This is a genomic window from Cyclobacterium salsum (assembly GCF_010119245.1).
GTDB lineage: Bacteria > Bacteroidota > Bacteroidia > Cytophagales > Cyclobacteriaceae > Cyclobacterium > Cyclobacterium salsum.
Genome location: NZ_WNKG01000011.1, coordinates 162,638 through 182,459, shown reverse-complemented (window position 1 = coordinate 182,459; position 19,822 = coordinate 162,638). Strand labels below are relative to the sequence as shown.

Below are 19,822 nucleotides of genomic sequence, written 5' to 3'. Positions count from 1 at the left end.
AAGGGGATCATTTTGCTTTTCTTTTTAATGACAGGGCCTTTCTTGTTAAAATATTTTGCTCTAATGGATATTGATGCAGAATTAAAGGATAAGAGAGATCAGATTCTTGCCATTATTAGCGAGAATGGAATGGAGGATTTTTTTGTAGGTAACGATTCTCCCGGTGGTTTTGGAAGCTACAATATTCTGAAAGAAGAATATGTCCTATTGGAGAGATTGGAAGATCCCTTTCTCTTGGATAGTATTTTCAATGAAGAACGAATTTTGGACAAGGTTACGGTATCCTACCGGGTTTGTGCCTACGTATTTTCTTTTGAAGATGAAACGTACCTGATGGAAATAGGGAAGAGTCTTGAAACCATAAACCGGATTTTTGATTTACTATTCAGGATTATTATTTTCTTATTATTGGCTTTTCTGGTGCTATCTTTTTTTCTGGATACGATTTTTAGTAAATGGCTCATACAGCCCTTTAGGAAAATAATTAGAGATAAGATTGCTCATATAAATGAACCTCAGCAGTTTAAGCATGAACCAGTTAAAACCTCTACCAAGGATTTTAGGCTATTGGACGATTCGATTAGCCATATGATGTGGAGGATACAAAAGGCCTTCAATCAGGAGCGGGTTTTTATTTCTCATGCTTCTCACGAGCTTAAAACACCTGTATCGATTTTACAAACCAAAATAGAGGCTTTTTTTGGGGATGAGACGCTAAACGAACGTGAAATGGAACGGTTGATGGATATGCAGCAGACCATTCAAAAGTTAAAAAAAATAATCAATTCCCTGCTGCTTCTATCCAAAGTAAATAATGCGCAATATTTAAAAACAGAGACGGTCCCCCTTCATGAATTAGTACAAGAACTCGTCGAAGAATGGGAACCTTTAGCAGAAGACAGAAATCTTGAATTGAACCTGGAAATTCGAGATGAATTCGACGCTAAGTCTTCCAATGGTTCCCTTTGTCACATTATGATCCAGAATGCCTTATCAAACGCAATGAAATATTCTTATAAGGGGTCGACCATAAAATTAGTTGGCAGATTAGGTCCGGACGAATACCAGCTATTGGTCCTAAACGAAGGGCCTGCGATTTCAGATGAACTGATGGATCAGGTGGCCTCTGGATTGGTGTTTCTAAAAGATGCTAAAAAAGAAAGTTCGGGATATGGTTTGCAGATAATTTATAAGATTGCTTCTTTTTTAGGAGTAGGCGTTCGGGTGGAGTCTAATTCCTCTGGTACCAAATTTATCTTTTGTTTTCCGGTAACGTAACAGATAAACGACACCTGGTTTTTTTTGGAAAGTAGATACGGCTTCACGTTAACTTCATTTTAAGCCCATATACTTGTAATGTAAAAACTTAAACTTTTAAAACGATGAAAAAATTTAATTTTAAATCAGGGATGGCAGCTTTCCTTTTATTGAGTGTGTTGGTTAGCTGTAATGATCAGGATGACGTTATGGACGGAAACGCCAGGTTGAGCGTTTCTCTTATTGATGCCCCGGCAGATTATGATGAGGTCTGGGTAGAGGTCTTAGCTTTAGAAGTCCAGCCCAACGGTATCGATGAGACAGATGAATCGGGTTGGATCAGCATTGAGAATGAATCGGAGGAAAAGAAGATTGACCTTTTGACGCTGACAGGAGGCAATGCCCTACAATTAGGCACCGAAGAAATTCCGGCGGGATATATTTCTCAGATCCGATTAATTTTGGGAGATGATAATTATCTCATTCAAGATGGCGCTAAAATAGACCTGACTACACCAAGTGCTCAGCAAACCGGTCTAAAACTTCAGCTTAATAAGGAGCTATTGGCTGGAATTCAGTACGATCTTATATTGGATTTTGACGCCGCTCAATCAATTGTTAAGGCAGGAAATTCGGGACAGTATATCCTTAAACCAGTGCTTAGAGTTGTAGCAGAAGGTAAGGCAAGTATTAAAGGAAATGTAATGCCATTGGAGGCATCAGCAGCCGTCTATGGTATCAAAGAGGGGGACACCTTAGCTACTTTTACCGATGATAAAGGAGACTTTATCCTTAAGGGCCTGGATCAGGGTGAATACAGGGTGGAAATTCATCCTGTGGTTCCCTATTTGGGAGATACGTTGTTCAGTGTACCGACTTCATTGGGAGAGATTACCCAGCTAGACCCGGTTGAATTGACTGTAGAGGAGGAGTAATTTGAACAGGAAATGAGTAATATTTGCCCAGCTCAAAAATTTCTTTTGGGCCGGGCTTTTTTTGTTTTTTGGCAAGACTTGGTATATTTTGTCATATTTGTACTTAGTTTTGGTTCGTGATAACCTACTGTTTTATTCAACTAAACGTATAAAACCATGCCCATTTCCCAACCGATTAACTTTGCCAAGTGGATAGAAGAAAACCGTCACCTGCTAAAGCCACCCGTGGGCAATCAGCAGCTATATCTGGATAACGATGATTTTATTGTCATGGTCGTCGGCGGACCCAATGCCCGAAAAGACTACCATTACAATGAAGGGGAAGAGTTTTTTTACCAGGTGGAAGGGGATATCACCCTAAAAATAGTGGATGATGGCCAAATGAAGGACATTTCCATCCGGGAAGGAGAGGTTTTTTTGTTACCACCACGGACCCCACACAGCCCTCGCCGGCCAGCCAATACGGTGGGCCTGGTGATCGAGAGGTACCGAAAGCCGGGGGAGAAGGACGGATTCCTTTGGTTTTGTGAAAACTGCGGACACAAACTTTACGAGGAATTTGAACCCATTACCGATATCGTCAATCAATTACCCCCAATCATGGAGCGGTTTTGGGCCAATCCGGCCCATACTACCTGTGATGAATGTGGTACCGTCATGCAGAAGTAACCTGGTAAATTTCTTTTCTTCACCCTTCCACAGGAATTCCTATCGCCGAACCAATGGGACCACCAACCTATGAATTGACCTTGGATTTTGCCAAAGAAATGGACGAAAAGGATCCATTGAAAGGCTTCCGAAAGCAGTTTTTTCTACCAAAGAAAAAGGGCAAAACGGCTTTGTATTTTTGTGGCAATTCCCTGGGTCTGCAACCCCGGGCGGTTTCCGCGTATATTGCAAAAGATCTGGAAAAATGGGCAGCCAAAGGAGTGGAAGGGCATTTTGAAGGAGAAGTGCCCTGGGTGGATGCTCGCAAGCCTTCCAAAGGCCAACTTGCCGCCTTATTGGGAGCTACCAGGGAGGAAGTGGTAGCCATGAATAGTTTGACGGTTAACCTGCATTTATTGCTTGTTTCCTTCTATAGACCCGAGGGAAAGAAGTATAAAATCCTTACGGAATCCGGTGCCTTTCCTTCCGATCAGTATGTTTTGGAGTCTCAGTTAAAGTATCATGGCTATGATCCGGAGGAAGCGCTATTGGAAATTTCCGCCCGGCCCGGCGAATATTTGCTAAGAACGGAGGATATTCTTCAGAAGATACGGCAGCATAAAGATGAATTGGCACTGCTCATGATGTCTGGGGTGCAGTATTATACCGGTCAGTGTTTTGACATGGAGGCCATAAGCCGGGAAGCGGGACGATATGGCATAACGGTAGGGCTGGATCTGGCGCATGCCATTGGAAACGTGCCCTTATCCCTGCACGACTGGGGGGTGGATTTTGCCACCTGGTGTAGCTACAAATACCTGAATGCCGGCCCTGGCAATGTGTCTGGAATTTTTGTTCATCAGAAGCATGGTGACGACCCTGAAATTCCCCGGTTTGCAGGATGGTGGGGTTATCTGGAAGAGAGGCGCTTTGAGATGAAAAAGGGATTTCTGCCCATGCAAGGGGCGGACGGCTGGCTTTTGAGCAATGATCCGATTTTAGGCCTTGGGGCACTACAGGCTTCACTGGATATCTTTTCTGCAGCCGGTTTGGAAAATATATGGGCCAAGTCCGAACTATTGACAGGCTATATGGAGTTTGTAATCCGTGAAACAATAGGTAGCCGGGAGGAGTTACATATAATAACTCCTTCAAAACCAGTGGATAGGGGTTGCCAATTGTCAGTTCTAATTCCCAAAGGAGGTAAAGAAATGGTTGAAAAATGGACGGAGAATGGCGTAGTGGCGGATTGGAGAAATCCAAATGTAGTTCGCCTGGCTCCGGCACCTCTTTATAATACCTTTCAGGAAGTGTTTGCCTTCAGTAACATTTTGAAAGCATCGTTGACCTGAATGAAGAACAAGTCCAAAACCTATTAAAAATATGAATGAAAAAATAGACCTATTGGGGGCGGGATTAATTGGTTCCCTCTTGGCAATCTACCTTAAAAAACGAGGGTTAGATGTGTCCATATATGAGAAAAGAAAAGACTGGCGGCAGGTTAATGCTTCCGGAGAGGGACGTTCCATTAATATGGCTCTAAGTTACCGGGGGTGGAAAGCCCTGGAAAAAGCCGGCATAAAAGAGAAAGTACTTCCCCACATACAGCCCATGCATGGGAGAAGAATTCATGACGAGCACGGCAATACGTTCTTCCAGCCCTATGGCAAAGAAAACCAAGCCATCTATTCGATCAGCAGAAATTCGTTTAACAAAATTTTGCTGGATGAAGCGGAGGCCCTTGGTGCCAAGCTCCATTTTGAACACAAAGTAGAGCGGGTAAATGTAGGCACCAGGGAAGTGACCTTTAGTTTGGCGGATGGAGCTCCCAAAAGCATACAGACGGAAGTACTGATCGGCTCCGACGGTGCCTATTCATCGCTCAGAAATGCCTTTCAAAGTCAACTTCGATTCAACTTCAGCCAACAATACATTTCCCACGGGTACAAAGAGCTAAGCATCCCGCCTACACCGGAAGGGGAATTTGCCATGGATCCCAACGCCCTGCATATCTGGCCGAGAGGCAAATTCATGCTGATCGCGCTGCCCAATCAGGATAAATCGTTTACCTGCACCTTGTTTTTGCCCTTCGAAGGCTATAAAGTCAGCTTCGAAAACATTCACGATGATCAGGATATCCTTCAGGTTTTTAAAACGCATTTTAATGATGCCCAGGCGTTGATGCCCAACCTGGTACGGGATTTTAATAGCAATCCTACTTCCGCATTGATTAACACGGAATGTTATCCCTGGACGGAAAACAACACCTTGCTAATCGGCGATGCGGCCCACGCCATGGTGCCTTTTTACGGACAGGGGATGAACTGTGGGTTTGAAGATTGCTTTATTCTGGATGGGTTGTTGGAAAAGTACGGGACCTTCTCCTGGGATTTGGTGTTTGAAAAGTTTCAGAAAGGACGTAAGCCCGACACGGATGCCATTTGCCAGTTGGCGATGGATAATTTTGTCGAAATGAGTGATAATGTAGCCGATCCAAAATTTCTTATCCGCAAGAAAATTGAAGCCCGGCTTTACGAACTATACCCGAAGGAGTGGGTGCCATTGTACAGCATGGTTACCTTCTCTGACATGAAGTATTCCGAAGCCTATGCCATCGGCAAAATCCAGGAAAAGGTAATGGATCAGGTCATGAGTGATCCTCTAATCACCCAAAACTGGGACCGGCTGGATTATGAAGACATCCTTCAAAAGGTAGAAGTGGCAGGAGCGGTCTGACTGTAGTTTTACGTTAAAATAGGGGGAACCATATAAGAAATATAAGGGCATGTGAGGGATAACGATCGCCCTTATATTTACTTAAATACCTTATATGGTTTAAAAAAAGGGGAACCATATAAGAGATATAAGGACATGTAAGGGATAACGACCCCCCTTATATTTACTTCAATGCCTTATATGGTTTAAAAAAAGGGGAACCATATAAGAAATATAAGGGCATGTGAGAGATAACGATCGCCCTTATATTTACTTCAATGCCTTATATGGTTTAAAAAAAAAGGGGAACCATATAAGAGATATAAGGACATGTAAGGGATAACGATCGCCCTTATATTTACTTAAATACCTTATATGGTTTAAAAAAAAGGGGGACCATATAAGTGATATAAGGACATGTAAGGGATAACGATCGCCCCTTATATTTACTTAAATACCTTATATGGTTTAAAAAAAAGGGGGACCATATAAGTGATATAAGGACATGTAAGGGATAACGATCGCCCCTTATATTTACTTAAATGCCTTATATGGTTTAAAAAAAGGGGAATCATATAAGAGATATAAGGGCATGTGAGGGATAACGATCGCCCTTATATTTACTTAAATACCTTATATGGTTTAAAAAAAAGGGGAACCATATAAGAGATATAAGGACATGTAAGGGATAACGATCGCCCTTATATTTACTTAAATACCTTATATGGTTTAAAAAAAAAGGGAATATAAGAGATTTAAGGGGTTTACGTATATGATCGCCTTATTTCTTATAGATCCAATCCAAAGCGTTGGTTAAATCCCCTGATTCCTTGCAACCCACCGGTGTGCAGGGCAAGTATTTTGATTCCTTTTGGAAAATAATCTTTTCGGATCAGTTCCAATAGTCCGAAAAATAGCTTTCCCGTGTATATGGGATCCAGCGGCAGATTGGCCTGGACTTGCATATGCTTGATAAAACCGATGAGTTCCGGCGTGAATTTGGCATAGCCTCCAAAGTGAAAATCGGTTTGGATTTCCACGGGTTTGGGAGGATTGATGTGGTGTGCTTCCAGTAGTTGTTGTACTTCCTTTCGTATAAAATCACCTTTTAAAGCCGAGAAGCCGAGTACTTGTTGGTGAGGCAGTGCGCTGGCAGCAATTCCGGCAAGGGTACCGCCCGTACCTACCGGAAGGGCTATTACTTGCATGGAGGCATCCTCATGCGATAAAATCTCCGAGGCACCCCGAATAGCAAAAGCGTTGGTGCCTCCCTCCGGGATCAGGTAAAAATCTCCGAATACTTGGCGGAGCCCCGCAATCACGCGGTCACTTTGTTTTTCCCGGTAATCTGAGCGGGAAAGCGGGTATAATCGCATGCCTTGCTCCCTGGCATCCGCCAAGGTGGGATTTAGCGGATCATCCACGGCTCCCCGGATAATACCTACGGCCTGAATGCCCGCTTCTGCACAAGCCATTGCCGTGGCGTGAATATGGTTGGAATAGGCGCCTCCAAACGTCAGGACTTGGGTGTGGCCGCTTTTTTTTGCTTCTTGTATATTGTAGCGAAGCTTGTAATACTTATTACCCTGCATGCCCGGATGCATCAGATCCAGCCGTTTTACGACTACATGCACCTTCTTTTCGTAAAGTAGAGGTAGTTCAAGTGGTTGGTAAATGGGGGATTTATCGCTTTCCAAGAAATTATATTTAGGGATTTTAGATTAAAATTCTGATTGTTTTTCATCATATCCTAATTTTGTGCCATGACTACATCCAATGAGGGAGAATTGCCGGAGGAGGAATCCTATTTCGAACCGTATGAGCTGCAGGTAGATCCGGGGCAAAGGCCCCTGCGTATAGACAAATTTATTACGGACAAAGTGGCCAATGCTTCCCGGAATAAGGTGCAGCAGAGTATCGTAGCGGGAATTGTAAAAGTGAACGGCCAGCCTGTAAAGGCCAATTACAAGACGAAAGCGGGAGATCAGGTTTATTTTGTCATGGAACGTAGCCGCAAGGATACTGACGTGGTTCCGGAACCCATTCCGCTAGACATCCGCTACGAGGACGAATACCTGCTGGTGGTCAACAAGCCCGCTGGAATGGTGGTGCATCCGGCCCATGGAAACTGGACCGGTACGCTGGTAAATGGATTGGCCTATTATTTCAATCAGCTTCCGGAATTGCCTGGAAATTCCGGCAGACCTGGATTGGTTCATCGCATTGATAAGGATACCTCCGGTCTTTTGGTGGTAGCCAAATCCGAGCAGGCCATGGCGCACCTGGCCGCTCAATTTTTTGACCACAGCATCAAGCGAACCTACCTGGCGCTGGTATGGGGCGAGCCGGTCGAGGAGGAAGGAACGGTGGACGTACCCATAGGCAGGGGAATGAAAGATCGTAAAGTAATGCAGGCCTATCCCGATGGGACCGCAGGCAAATCGGCGATTACCCACTGGAAGCTGCTGCAGCGATTCCGCTATGTGAGTTTAACCAGCTGTTCGCTGGAAACCGGTAGAACCCATCAAATACGCGTTCATATGAAATACATCGGTCACCCCCTGTTCAATGATGCCGTTTATGGAGGAGATAAAATCAGAAAGGGAACGCAATATGCCAAATACACCTCCTTTGTAAAAAATTGTTTCAAGCTGATTCCCCGGCAGGCCCTACACGCGCAGTCATTGGGCTTTGTCCACCCCATTACCGGCGAAAATCTGTTTTTTGAATCAGAAATTCCTGAAGACATGGCCGCCGTAATAGAAAAGTGGGAAAATTACGTGCAGCTTGATTCCTAATGGTTATTGATTTGTTAACCGAGAGAATTAAATAGGGGTTACAATTAACAATTAATCTCAAATTTTGGCTTTTTATTGAATAGTATTAAAAAATAGATAATTTTTTATGAAATTATTTCTTTAAAAGTAAGCTTTCATTACATTTGAAGCATCAAAATATTCACGGATGGTAGTGCTGCCAATCGTTTTAAATTATATTTTGGTGTCAACTTGTAGGATGTTGAAATTGGCAGACAAGCCCTCCTGTCTCGGGGGTGGGGAATCCGGATTTATCTGGTGTACTGGATAAAGCACACATCGAGCTCAATGTGTTGCCTAACAGCTCCGTGGAGGTTCGAATCCTTCTCCTACAGCAAGAAGTAACTATCCGGCAGGTATACCTGAGTGTACATTGCCGGATTTTTTTTTTAGATATCTCGCGCTAATCGCTTCTTTTGTTTCAGATTTTTGAATAATATCCACTTTATTTTGTATTCTTGATCTGGCAATGGGGGAAGAAAGTTTACATACAAAACAGCAAAAGAACCGGAGGAAACGCTGGCTAAAAGTAGGTGGAATCCTGGTCTTTTTTACCGTATTTCTGCAAGCGGGCTTGTACTATGGTGGTGACCTGTTGTTTAGAGAACTCATCAAGCAACAGGTAGAAAGTGTATCTGCAGGAAAATATGAAGTAGATTTCGATCGAATTTATTTCTCGTTGCTGCAAAGGGGCTTATTTGTAAAGGGATTTTCCCTGAACCCCACCGATCCGGCTATTTTTGATGAACAAAAAATTCCCTATTACCGGATTGATATAGACCAATTTGACCTCCTGGGACTTAGCTATTCTAGCAGCTCCGGCCAATTATCAGTGGGTACGCTTCGACTAACCTCCCCCAGGGTGCAGTCCCGACAAAATGCCAGCCCGGAAGATACGAGCAATGCCAGTCCCTTACAGTTACTGGAAAATGAAATTCAAAAATCCCTGGGTGAGCGTGTACGGGAGATTGTAGTGAAAGATTTTTACGTAGAACAAGCCAATTTATTGATCGAAAACTTTATCAGCCAAAAATCAATCTCCGCTTCCAATACCAACTTATACGTTAAAAATATTCAGGTAGGGGGAGAACAACCGGATGAGCTACCCTTTGGATTGGAAGGCTTCCGCCTGGACTTTGATGATTTTGACATCGTTTTGTCGGATAGTATTCACCGGGTGACAGCCGAAAAGGTGGAGGTTTCTTCGTTGGAAAAACGCATCAGTGCTCAGGCCCTGCAAGTGGTTCCGGACCTGCAGCGAGCAGCGGATGTGTATTATGAAATCGGCCTGGAGCAATTGGTGTTGGAAGATGCGGATATCATGGAAATGTTTCGCACCGCGGAGGTAAACGTCGGATCCCTGAATCTGGAAGGACCGGAATTTGTGTTGTATACCGATCGAACCACCCTGGAAAACGAACGAAGGACCACGGATCTTTATGAATTAATCCGGGATGTTCTTACCTCGATTTCCATTCAAGACCTCACCATAAACCAGGGACAGTTTCTTCAAAGGGGAGTCAGTCAGGCTAACCAAAATCGGATTGAAGCTGATGATATCCGATTTTCCATGGAGGGGGTGTACATTGGGCAGGATGAGGCATTGAAAGAAAACAGTTTCTTTTATGCCAACGATGCCACCTTGGAAATCGACCGGGCAAGGATTGCCCTGGCAGATGAGATCCATTGGATTACCGGCCGTCGAATCTATTTGTCTTCCTACGATGACCGGGTCACTATAAACGAGGTAGAAATCAATCCTTTGGTAGACGAGGACAGTTTGTCGGATATCTCCTTGTTCGAGATCAAAGTTCCCCAACTGGAGTTTGCCAATGCCAATCTCAGAAAAGTATACAACGAGAAGGTTATCGACATCGGAGAACTGATGATTCGTTCGCCGGATGTAGTGATTAAAGATATCCTGGGCAATTCTGAAAAGCCTGAACGAAGCACCCAACTGGCCTCACTGCAGCAGTTGACCAAGGGGTTTTTAAACGCAATTTATATTCAGCGATTGGAAATGCAAGAAGGTAGTCTGGTGCTGGACAACCACCTGAGACTTCGACAGGACAGCCTTTCCTTTGGAAAAATTGATTTTGTCCTGGAAAATTTTCAGTTGGATGAACAGCAGTTAATGGATTCGTCTTCCAGAATTTTTCTGGCCGAAAACCTGCAATTAGAAATCGAAGATTATGCCCTCAAGCTTTCCGATAACCTGCACTTGTTTTCCGCTGATAAAATCCGCATAGATACCAAAAGGGAGGAATTGATGATCAATGGGTTCCGCTTGCAGCCCCATTCGCCGGAAGAAGTGCTACAACTACTGGACCGGTATGGCAGAACAACCGTTCTGGACATTACCATTCCTGAATTTTTAGCCAGCGGGGTGGACATCAATCAGGCCTATTTTCAGGAAAAGTTATTCATTAACCACATCGATATTCCTAGCCCCAATATCCAATGGACCAAATACATTCCATCTGGAGAGGAAGAGCAGGCTAAACTGGAGCGTGGAGATATTCTAAACCTGATCACCAATTACTTCGAAGTGGTAAGCATTGATTCGCTGAGTATCAGCGAAGGGTCTTTTGTGTATGATAACTTTGCCAATGAGCGTTTTCGTACTTTTGCAGAAAAAGACATTGAGGTCAACATCCGAAATTTTTACCTGGATGAAAAGGTAGATCCGGCCGAAAACCAAACCCTCTTTGCAGAGGAAGTGGATGTCAACCTGAACAATTACCTGTTTAATATTGCCAATGGGAAATACAGTATCGTTGCCGAACGTATTACCTTCAATTCTGCCACGGAAGAAATCAACACGTTTAATGTCCGGCTGAATCCAAATCGGTACCTGGATTCCAAAGTAAGCATAGCAGCGACCATTCCCGAGCTTAGCTTTCGTGGAGTGGATCTAGAGGCCTTTTTATTTGATAATACCCTGTCGCTTTCGGAGTTAAAGCTCACCGATGCCGGTGTTAAGCTGTCAATTAACCGCGATTATGGCGAGGAGGAAACCGAGGCAGAACCGGAGGAGGAAAAGCCTGCGGGACGGAAACTGCCTAAACGGATAGATGTCATTCGGATAGATTCCATTCTTACTTCCAATGCTTCCTTTAACGTGGCGTATTACCAGGAGGGGAAAGACCTGGATTTGATAAAAACGGGGATTAATCTATCCATTGCCGCTTTTTTATTGGATTCAGCACGTCTTTCGGAGGGAGATATTGCCAGTTTTTTCTCCAATGTCAGTCTGGAAGTGGACGATTTTTCCCTGGCACTAAAAGACAGTATCCATACGCTGACTTTCTCCAAAATTGGCTTTGATTCCGGAGATGAAGAGATTTTAGTGGACAACCTCCGCATTGATCCCAGTCAGATTTCAGGGATTAAAGGGGTACCAGTGGTGAGGGCTAGCGTTCCCAGGGTTACCATCAATACCCGATCATTGCAGAGCTTCCAACGCACCGGCAGCCTGGATGTATCCCTTCTTCAATTCAGCGATCCGGATGTAAGCATCTACCTGGACGAAGACGAAACCCTGACCCTACTGCAACCAGAAAAAGAGAAAGAAGTGGTGCAAAAAATCCTTGAAAGCCTGCTGATCAGGGATTTCAACCTCTCCGGAGGGAAACTTGCCCTAATTAATAAAGCAGATACCACCAAGGTGACGGCGTTTGAAAATCTGAGTTTAATACTCAGTGATCTTAATTTTGATTTCACTCAGAATCAAACCATCAGTTCCGAATTCTTTTTTAGTAATGACTTCCAATTTGAACTAAAAGACTACGAGCTTGACCTGCCAGACAGCCTGAACCGGCTGCAGATAGGGCAGGTGCTGATTTCTTCTAATCAACTTGTTCTCAATGATATCCGGTTTTTTCCGAAATCAGGAAGGTACGCATATACCCGAGAGGTAGGAACGCAAACCGATGTCGCAGAGTTGTACATCCCGCAGGTAGTGGTAGATGGGTTGGATGCAGGAAAATTTATTGCAGAAGAAAAGTTAGTCGCCCGGTCCATGACCGTCTATTCCCCCCATGTGGAAATATTCCGTGACAAACGAATTCCTGAGGATACCACCGTGGTGAAGCCAATGCCGCAACAAGTAATGGATGCCATGAGTATGGTGATGGTTTTGGATACCTTGCTCGTGACGGACGGGCGACTTCGCTACAGGGAGTTTCCGGAGAAAGGAATGGTTCCCGGGGAAATCAATTTTAGCCGGATGGAGGGGCTCATGTATCCCTTTAGTATGGGGAAAATGGATCAGGAACGAGAAGAGGCCATTGTTAAAGCCTCCTTTCTGATCAATGACGCGGCGGATTTGGATGTGAGTCTTTCCATGAAGTTTACTCCTCCCTATCCCATTGCAGTGGAGGCGAGCGTAGGTTCTTTTGAACTGCCGGTTATCAATTCCATATTGGAGTCCAATGCCTTTGTCACGGTCGAAAGGGGCAAGATTCGGGAAGGAGAATGGCATTTTACCGCCGATCAAGAGCATGCCATTGGAGAAATGACGCTGAAATACAATGATTTAAAAGTCCGGTTACTGGAGGAACGTACGCTCAAAAGGGCGGGGGGCCGAAAGGGCATCCTTACCTTTGTGATCAATGCACTGGCCATGCGAAAAAATAATCCCCGGCCCTTATTTAAACGACTGGTATCATCGCCCATATACAAGGAGCGTACACCCTATAAGTTTGTCTTTAATTACATGTGGAAGGCTACCTTTTCCGGATTGATGGGGAGTTCTGGCTTGATGCAGCCTCGAATTCCTGCAAAAGAGGAAGAAGAGGAAGGCTTTGAAAATGAGGAATGAGCCTTTCCCTATTTAAAAGGTAGGTGGCATCAATAATTTATTATAGATTTGTGACCTTAAAAAGACCAATTGCCCATGCAAAGCCAGAAAATAGACCAGATTAAAGCTGAAATTGCTGCTGCCAATGCCAAATCTGCGGAGGAGCTAGAAGCCTACCGGATGCGGTTTATCAGTAAGAAAAGTGTGGTAGCTGCGCTGTTTGCGGATATGAAATCCATCCCTAATGAGCAAAAAAAGGAATACGGGCAACAAGTCAATGAAGTAAAGCAACTGGCAGAAGAGAAATTCAAACAATTGATCGAAGCGGTCAATACGAGTCGGCAGCAAAAGACCGGACCCTTACCGGACCTAACCCTTCCGCCCACCACCTGGCCGATAGGTGGGATTCACCCCCTAACCGCTACCCGGCAACGAATCGTGGAGATATTCGAACGGATAGGCTTTAACCTTTCCGAAGGCCCTGAAATAGAGGATGACTGGCACAATTTTACGGCCCTGAATTTCCCTGAAAATCACCCGGCAAGGGAAATGCAGGATACGTTCTTTATAGAGAAAAATCCCGACATTGCCTTGCGGACCCATACCTCTTCCGTACAGGTGCGGGTTATGGAAAATGAAAAGCCCCCCATTCGTACCCTGTCACCCGGCAGGGTGTTTCGGAATGAGGCCATTTCTGCCAGGGCGCATTGTATTTTTCACCAGGTAGAAGGCCTGTACGTAGATGAGAATGTGAGTTTTGCTAACCTGAAGCAGACCTTGTATCATTTCGCAAAAGAAATGTTTGGCAAGCAAACGCAGGTACGGTTCCGGCCCTCCTTTTTTCCTTTTACGGAACCCAGCGCAGAGATAGACATCTCCTGCCAGCTATGCGGCGGAAAAGGCTGTAATATCTGTAAGGGGACCGGTTGGGTAGAGATCGGAGGATCCGGAATGGTGGACCCCAATGTGTTGGAAAATTGTGGGATCGATTCCGAAAAATACACCGGATTTGCCTTTGGTATGGGCATTGAGCGGATTGCCATGCTCAAGTACCAGATCAATGATCTGAGGTTATTTACTGAAAACGATATCCGTTTCTTGCAGCAATTCAGGGGACTGCTTTAAACTGGTTAAAGTAGTCTTTCGATGATATAGTAGGAGGCTACAACATCAGCAGGGAATAATAGGTTTGAACAAAAAGATTATGCAATCACTATTTTTGCCTCTTAAGAGAAAATTTCAAAGCCAATGGAAGGCCCTGCGATTTCAATTAAGCGCGTCGAATCATCCGGCGTTTATTGGTTTTTACAAGTATCTGTATAACCCCGGTAAGGGAAGTTTGAGTGATTTTCTGAGCCGTTATTCGCTTTCAAAAAAAGGTGATTTTACCGTCGTTCAAATTGGGGCAAACGACGGCATCACCCACGATCCAATCCACAAATTCATCAAAAGGGATGGGTGGAACGGGGTTTTGCTTGAGCCTCAGCCGGAGGTCTATCATCGGTTTTTGAAGAAAATTTATGCCAAAAATAAGGGGATAAGCCCCCTATGCGCTGCCATCGGTGAAAAGGACGGCACACAGGACATTTATAAAATTGGCTTTTCCGATATGCGCTGGGCGACCGGATTGACTTCTTTTTCCAGGGAAAAAATCGAAAAGGCATTTGAGGAAGGTATCGTTGCTGCCAATTGTTCGAAATTTGGGATAGCGATCCCCAAGGATAAAGATCGGTGGATCAGTAAGGAAGAGGTAGAAGTAATTGCTCCGCAAACCCTGATGAAGCGGTATGACATTCGTAAAATTGATCTTTTGCAAATCGATGCAGAGGGCTATGACCTGGAAGTGATCCGGATTTTTGACCTGCCACGTACAAACCCCGAGGCGATTGTTTTCGAAAACGTGGGTTTGAATGAAGTTGATTACGTTGCCTGCCTGGCACTCTTGCAGGAAAATGGCTACGGTACCCGGAAGTTCGGGCCCAATACCCTGGCCTTAAAAAAGACTGCGGAGATTTATAAAACGTTTTTTTAATGAGCAGGGAGGGCTTGGTTTCCGTCGTTATTCCCTGCTATAATCAGGGAAAGTACCTGGCAGAGACCGTGCAGTCGGTATTGGCATCCACTTACCGCCCGCTGGAGATTCTGATCGTTAATGACGGTTCCACCGATAGTTCCCTGGAAACAGCCCTGGATCTGGAGAAGCAAAATCCGGAAATCAGCGTCATAGACCAGGCAAATGCAGGGGTAGCCAAGGCCCGTAATACCGGGATACAGGCCGCCAGGGGTGGCATACTGCTACCGCTGGATGGGGACGATAAAATTTCTCCGGATTATATTGCACAAGGCGTGTCTGTGCTCCATCAGGATCCCGGGGTGAAAGTAGTGTATTGCCGGGCAGTAAAGTTTTCCGAAGCACGGCAGAAACCCTGGAAATTAAAACCTTTTAGCCTTCGGGCCCTGGCCAGGGACAATATGATTTTTGTGGCTGCCCTTTTCCGGAAAGCAGATGCATTGGCAGTGGGCGGTTTTTCGGAAGACATGCACATGGGGCGGGAAGATTGGGAGTTTTGGATCAAGATGCTCAAAAATGGAGGGGAAGTGGTACAGCTACCCTTTGTAGGTTTTTATTACCGGATGACACCGGATAGCAAAAGGAAAAAGACGGGAACCGGCCGGAAAAAGCGAGAGCGAATAGATTATTTGAATGCCAAACACATGGATTTTTTTGAAAGGGAGCTCAGGGGCCCGCTACGATTTCAGCGCTCCTGGTCCAGGAGGTACAATACCTTGTTGAAGTGGTTGGGGAAGGGCTGATATTGGAAGCTTGGCCTTCAAATGGAAAAAAATCCGGATAGGTGCCGTAGTTGATAGTATGTTGCCCTGGTTGAACAAATGTCCAACTTCTTTATGTGAGAATTGGGGTTGTCTGAAAATCTGGTAGTCAAACTAAAGCCGAAGAAGTTGGCGTCAGGTACTTGACAACCTAAGTTCGATCTATTTTCCGTAAAAAGGTTCAACCCCGTCCGGGGTTGGAGGTTTGTTTTTGTTAGCTTTCCGCGGGTTGCACCCACGGTTATTGTTGTTCAGGCCCTTCAGGCCTGCTTTTACTGAGTGAATCATCAGCAGCCTAAATTGGCATTTATAGCGTTTTTTTCCGTTAGTCCAATTAGGTTATAATGAGGTTCCAGATCACTTCTCAAGAAAAAAGCTCCTATTCGACTTCGAAGCCTGCAGGGCTTCAACAATAATAACTCCGGGCGAAACCCGGGGTTTAGGAGCCAATCTATCCTTCCAGCAACCCCAGAGTGGGTTGAACACTTTTTTCAAAAAGCCCGGAATCAAGTTCAAAACCGGTCAAACGAAGCAAATTGCGACCTATTAAAATCGAACTCAGGTTGACAGACCGATTTAATATATGTACTGAAAATTTAAATATGTTCATTTAGATATATAAATATGAACATATGCTATTAACAGGTCCACTTTATTTCTGGGTAAATTTAGCCTTAAAATTGGTGTAGGGTGCGCTTCTTAATTCAGCGTATTAGTTGAAGAATGGCTTACCCAAAAGGGTATGCAGGAGTTATTTAAAAAAGCCAAGTCCACCATATCAGAACACATCAAGAATGTATTTGAGGGAGGAGAATTGGACGAAGAAGTGGTAGTTCGGGATTTCCGAACCACCAGTCCACATGGGGCTATTATGGACAAAACGGAGGAAAATACCGTAAAATATTACAACCTGGACGTAATCATTTCGGTAGGCTATCGATTGAAGTCTCAACGAGTTACGCAGTTCCGTATATGGGCTACTAAGGCATTGCGGGAATACAATATCAAAGGCTTTGTCCTGGAGGATCAGCGTCTAAAGCAAGGTTCAGCGCTTTTTGGCAAAGACTACTTTGATGAACTACTGGAACGTATCCGTGAGATACTAGCCGGTGAAAGAAGGTTCTACCAAACAATTACAAACATCTACGACCAATGCAGCCAAGAAAAATTGACCATCAGTCGCTTGGAGCTACCATTCCGAATGCTTTCCTGTTTGGCATAAATCAACTTAAATCATTCTTCAATTCCCAAAACTTTCCTAAACTGGTTAAAGTCCCTTAAATCGGTAGTAGGTTGAATAACCGTTGGAACCAAATTTTCCGTGGTTTCGATGGCCACTACTTTTACTTCTTCGTAAGTTTCTCCCGGTCCTGTTGTGGTCACCCGTGCTATGGTAATCTGGACAGCACTCCTGTTTGAAATATACTGATGATAGGTTCTGTAATAAGTCCGTCCAGCATTACCATAATTCGGCAAAATGTACCAGACGTTACCCCTTTTCATGTAGGTATAGAAAAGTTTATTGTTAAAGTCGTCAATTGACATTGAAATTTCTAATTGTTGGATGCTATTTATAGTAAAGTCCTGTCCATCAAAGGTATATACCGTTACATTGGCGTTTCCCGGAGCACCTTGTTCACCTTTGGGACCTTGCGCTCCCCTTGGTCCAGCCGGACCCATTTCTCCCTGATCGCCCTTCTGACCCGGCTCCCCTCGCTCGCCCCTGGGACCAACCGGGCCCATTTCACCCTGTGGACCTACCGGACCTGTCTCTCCCTGTGGGCCTTCGAACAAACTACAGGACCCAAATAAACTCATTGTAAATGCCAAGGCCATAATGGCCAGAGATTTTTCACTGATATTTCGATTTATTTTCATGGGAATACAGTTTAAAAGGATAAGATAAATATTAAGATAGTTAATTTTATTTAATATTCTTCATTTATAACTAATTAAGAAATAAAAAATTAATAAATGATTAATTTACCACATAAAATTCTTAAAAATAATCTCATGAAAGCTTTAACATTCCACTGCCGCTGTGACTGTTGCCCAGAATACCTATTTCAAATCCAACAGAATGGCCATAAAAAGGAGTAGGAACAAAGCCCTGAGATAATAATTTTATTTTTTCAGAGGTTTATGGGTTGGCCGTGTTATTTTTATTAATGGTTGTTAAAAGTAAGTAATCCATCGGAAACCCTGTTTAGTCATTGTTGCGATCCTTTTATACCATGTTGCAAACGGAGCAGAAAAAGCTGTATTTAGCCTACAACTGTCCCCCCAAAAATAAAAAACCCCAAATACAGCTTGTATAAGGGGTTTTTTGTAGCCTCGACAGGAATCGAACCTGTATCTAAAGTTTAGGAAACTTCTATTCTATCCATTGAACTACGAGGCCATTTAAACTTGAGGAAAGAGTAAGATTTACCTTTTGTAAACCTGTTAATGGGTGTTTTTTGGGGCTGCTTAATCGAGCAGGCCTCCGAAAAACATCGCAATTTAAACCATAATTTTACTATTTCACAAATAAAAGAGAGGCATATTCTTCTTTTTGATTTTAATGTTTTATCTTTGCAGTCCAAAAAATATCGATGGACGGGATCCATCAATTCACTAAAAGTCAAAATATTATGGCATTAAAAATCAGATTAGCACGTAGGGGTCGTAGAAAAATGGCCATTTACGATGTAGTAATTGCTGATGCTAGGGCTCCACGAGATGGACGCTTTATCGAAAAAATCGGGTCGTACAATCCAAATACCGACCCCGCTACCATTGCAATCAACAATGACCGTGCGTTAAAATGGTTGATGAATGGAGCACAACCTACCGATACGGTAAAAGCCATGCTTTCCTACCGGGGCGTGATGCTGAAGAAGCACTTGCAGATCGGGGTGGTGAAGGGAGCTATTTCCCAGGAACAAGCCGATGAGAAATTTGAGGCCTGGTTAGAAACCAAAGAGAAAAACATCGCCAGCAAGGTGGATAAAATCCAGTCTGCGAAAGATGATGCCAAGAAAGCGGCATTGGAAGCGGAAGCAGCCAAAAATCAGGCCCGACTGGATGCCATTAAGAAACGAGAAGAAGACGCGATTGCAGCGGCCGAAGCGGCTGAAGCGGAAGCCAAAGCGGCAGCAGCACCTCAGGAAGAGGCTCCGGCCGAAAGTGAAGCCGAAGCTCCTGCCGAGGATAAAGCAGAAGCACCCGCCGAAAACGAAGGAGAAGCTCCTGCAGATGATGCGGCCGCTTCTGACGAAGAAAAAGCCTAAATCCAGCACCGACCATGAACAAAGACAATTGCTTTCAATTGGGCCATATAGCCAAAGTTCATGGATTGCATGGAGAGGTATTGCTGGTACTGGATGTAGACTTTCCCGAGGATTATGAGGAGTTGGAACATGTCTTCGTGGAAAAGGGCAACCGACTGGTACCCTTTATGCTGGAGCACATGGTGCCTCAACCCAATAATAAATTTCTGGCCAAATTTGAAGAATTTGACCAGGTAGATCAGGTGAAGCCTATGGTAGGAGCCGCATTGTTCCTCCCATTATCCCTTCTTCCGGACTTGAAAGAAGATCAGTTTTATTACCACGAATTGGTGGGATATACCGTGATCGATGAGGAGCTGGGGGAATTGGGAGAGGTCAAAGTGATCTATGACCTGGAAACACAGGATCTGATCGGAATGGATTACCAGGGCAAAGAGGTATTAATACCCATTCAGGATGGCATCCTGGAGGGGGTAGATAAGGCAGAGAAAAAAGTTTTCTGCAGGCTTCCGGAAGGCCTACTTGACATTTATTTGGAAGATTAAC

15 protein-coding genes and 1 tRNA gene are annotated in these 19,822 nt (G+C 44.3%); 13 read left to right on the top strand and 3 right to left on the bottom strand.

Translation table 11 applies throughout. From position 1 onward, the window contains the following. The first annotated feature begins 63 nt into the window (after window positions 1-63). From GJS45_RS19105 to GJS45_RS19085, 5 genes are all read left to right on the top strand, one after another. Entirely contained in the window at window positions 64-1,278 is a 1,215-nt protein-coding gene (locus tag GJS45_RS19105; protein WP_235954870.1) for a sensor histidine kinase, read from the top strand. Between the two features lie 104 nt (window positions 1,279-1,382). Then, the gene (locus tag GJS45_RS19100; protein WP_162343473.1) at window positions 1,383-2,192 is read left to right on the top strand and encodes a DUF4382 domain-containing protein; all 810 of its coding nucleotides are present in this window, start codon (window positions 1,383-1,385) and stop codon (window positions 2,190-2,192) included. A gap of 156 nt (window positions 2,193-2,348) precedes the next feature. Beyond that, the gene (locus GJS45_RS19095) at window positions 2,349-2,861 is read left to right on the top strand and encodes a 3-hydroxyanthranilate 3,4-dioxygenase (protein WP_162343472.1); all 513 of its coding nucleotides are present in this window, start codon (window positions 2,349-2,351) and stop codon (window positions 2,859-2,861) included. Window positions 2,862-2,914: 53 nt separating this feature from the next. Further along, window positions 2,915-4,192, top strand: a complete 1,278-nt coding sequence (gene kynU / locus GJS45_RS19090) for a kynureninase (protein ID WP_162343471.1) — start codon at window positions 2,915-2,917, stop codon at window positions 4,190-4,192. 31 nt (window positions 4,193-4,223) lie between these two features. Then, window positions 4,224-5,576 (top strand): FAD-dependent oxidoreductase, encoded by a 1,353-nt coding sequence (locus GJS45_RS19085; RefSeq protein ID WP_162343470.1) that lies wholly within the window; start codon window positions 4,224-4,226, stop codon window positions 5,574-5,576. Between the two features lie 767 nt (window positions 5,577-6,343). Here the strand turns inward: GJS45_RS19085 and GJS45_RS19080 are convergent. Continuing rightward, on the bottom strand, window positions 6,344-7,252 hold the full coding sequence (locus GJS45_RS19080) for a 1-aminocyclopropane-1-carboxylate deaminase/D-cysteine desulfhydrase (RefSeq protein ID WP_162343469.1): 909 nt from the start codon (window positions 7,250-7,252) through the stop codon (window positions 6,344-6,346). Window positions 7,253-7,318: 66 nt separating this feature from the next. Between GJS45_RS19080 and GJS45_RS19075 the strand changes: the two genes are divergently transcribed. The 6 genes from GJS45_RS19075 to rhuM all read left to right on the top strand — a co-directional run bounded on the left by GJS45_RS19075 (window position 7,319) and on the right by rhuM (window position 17,226). Then, a complete protein-coding gene (locus GJS45_RS19075) occupies window positions 7,319-8,353 on the top strand; it encodes an RluA family pseudouridine synthase (protein WP_162343468.1) in 1,035 nt (344 codons plus the stop codon). 487 nt (window positions 8,354-8,840) lie between these two features. Next, window positions 8,841-13,193 (top strand): hypothetical protein, encoded by a 4,353-nt coding sequence (locus GJS45_RS19070; RefSeq protein ID WP_162343467.1) that lies wholly within the window; start codon window positions 8,841-8,843, stop codon window positions 13,191-13,193. Window positions 13,194-13,268: 75 nt separating this feature from the next. After that, window positions 13,269-14,297 (top strand): phenylalanine--tRNA ligase subunit alpha, encoded by a 1,029-nt coding sequence (gene pheS / locus GJS45_RS19065; RefSeq protein ID WP_162343466.1) that lies wholly within the window; start codon window positions 13,269-13,271, stop codon window positions 14,295-14,297. Window positions 14,298-14,376: 79 nt separating this feature from the next. Beyond that, window positions 14,377-15,204 carry an FkbM family methyltransferase gene (locus GJS45_RS19060; protein ID WP_162343465.1) on the top strand — a complete coding sequence of 276 codons (828 nt, stop codon included), beginning with the start codon at window positions 14,377-14,379 and terminating at the stop codon, window positions 15,202-15,204. After that, on the top strand, window positions 15,204-15,986 hold the full coding sequence (locus GJS45_RS19055; RefSeq protein ID WP_162343464.1) for a glycosyltransferase family 2 protein: 783 nt from the start codon (window positions 15,204-15,206) through the stop codon (window positions 15,984-15,986). The genes GJS45_RS19060 and GJS45_RS19055 overlap by 1 nt, the downstream gene beginning before the upstream one ends. Before the next feature lie 760 nt (window positions 15,987-16,746). Further along, complete coding sequence (rhuM, locus tag GJS45_RS19050) at window positions 16,747-17,226, top strand: RhuM family protein (protein ID WP_235954869.1); 480 nt, start codon at window positions 16,747-16,749, stop codon at window positions 17,224-17,226. An 11-nt stretch (window positions 17,227-17,237) separates the two neighbouring features. Here the strand turns inward: rhuM and GJS45_RS19045 are convergent, their stop codons facing one another. After that, window positions 17,238-17,882: a collagen-like protein gene (locus GJS45_RS19045; RefSeq protein WP_162343463.1), complete on the bottom strand. Its 645-nt coding sequence runs from the start codon at window positions 17,880-17,882 to the stop codon at window positions 17,238-17,240. Between the two features lie 451 nt (window positions 17,883-18,333). After that, window positions 18,334-18,405: transfer RNA gene (locus tag GJS45_RS19040), tRNA-Arg, on the bottom strand. Between the two features lie 232 nt (window positions 18,406-18,637). On the opposite strand from GJS45_RS19040, the gene GJS45_RS19035 reads away from it, so the two are divergent. Together GJS45_RS19035 and rimM are read left to right on the top strand one after the other, a co-directional pair. Next, on the top strand, window positions 18,638-19,276 hold the full coding sequence (locus GJS45_RS19035) for a 30S ribosomal protein S16 (protein ID WP_162343462.1): 639 nt from the start codon (window positions 18,638-18,640) through the stop codon (window positions 19,274-19,276). A gap of 14 nt (window positions 19,277-19,290) precedes the next feature. After that, window positions 19,291-19,821, top strand: a complete 531-nt coding sequence (gene rimM / locus GJS45_RS19030) for a ribosome maturation factor RimM (protein ID WP_162343461.1) — start codon at window positions 19,291-19,293, stop codon at window positions 19,819-19,821. Window position 19,822 lies beyond the last annotated feature (1 nt).

Coding starts and splice junctions, on each gene's coding strand:
- GJS45_RS19105 (WP_235954870.1), top strand. CDS start 64: ATGGATATTGATGCAGAATTAAAGGATAAGAGAGATCAGATTCTTGCC.
- GJS45_RS19060 (WP_162343465.1), top strand. CDS start 14,377: ATGCAATCACTATTTTTGCCTCTTAAGAGAAAATTTCAAAGCCAATGG.
- rhuM (WP_235954869.1), top strand. CDS start 16,747: ATGCAGGAGTTATTTAAAAAAGCCAAGTCCACCATATCAGAACACATC.
- GJS45_RS19055 (WP_162343464.1), top strand. CDS start 15,204: ATGAGCAGGGAGGGCTTGGTTTCCGTCGTTATTCCCTGCTATAATCAG.
- GJS45_RS19075 (WP_162343468.1), top strand. CDS start 7,319: ATGACTACATCCAATGAGGGAGAATTGCCGGAGGAGGAATCCTATTTC.
- pheS (WP_162343466.1), top strand. CDS start 13,269: ATGCAAAGCCAGAAAATAGACCAGATTAAAGCTGAAATTGCTGCTGCC.
- rimM (WP_162343461.1), top strand. CDS start 19,291: ATGAACAAAGACAATTGCTTTCAATTGGGCCATATAGCCAAAGTTCAT.
- GJS45_RS19100 (WP_162343473.1), top strand. CDS start 1,383: ATGAAAAAATTTAATTTTAAATCAGGGATGGCAGCTTTCCTTTTATTG.
- GJS45_RS19095 (WP_162343472.1), top strand. CDS start 2,349: ATGCCCATTTCCCAACCGATTAACTTTGCCAAGTGGATAGAAGAAAAC.
- kynU (WP_162343471.1), top strand. CDS start 2,915: ATGGGACCACCAACCTATGAATTGACCTTGGATTTTGCCAAAGAAATG.
- GJS45_RS19085 (WP_162343470.1), top strand. CDS start 4,224: ATGAATGAAAAAATAGACCTATTGGGGGCGGGATTAATTGGTTCCCTC.
- GJS45_RS19035 (WP_162343462.1), top strand. CDS start 18,638: ATGGCATTAAAAATCAGATTAGCACGTAGGGGTCGTAGAAAAATGGCC.
- GJS45_RS19045 (WP_162343463.1), bottom strand. CDS start 17,882: ATGAAAATAAATCGAAATATCAGTGAAAAATCTCTGGCCATTATGGCC.
- GJS45_RS19070 (WP_162343467.1), top strand. CDS start 8,841: ATGGGGGAAGAAAGTTTACATACAAAACAGCAAAAGAACCGGAGGAAA.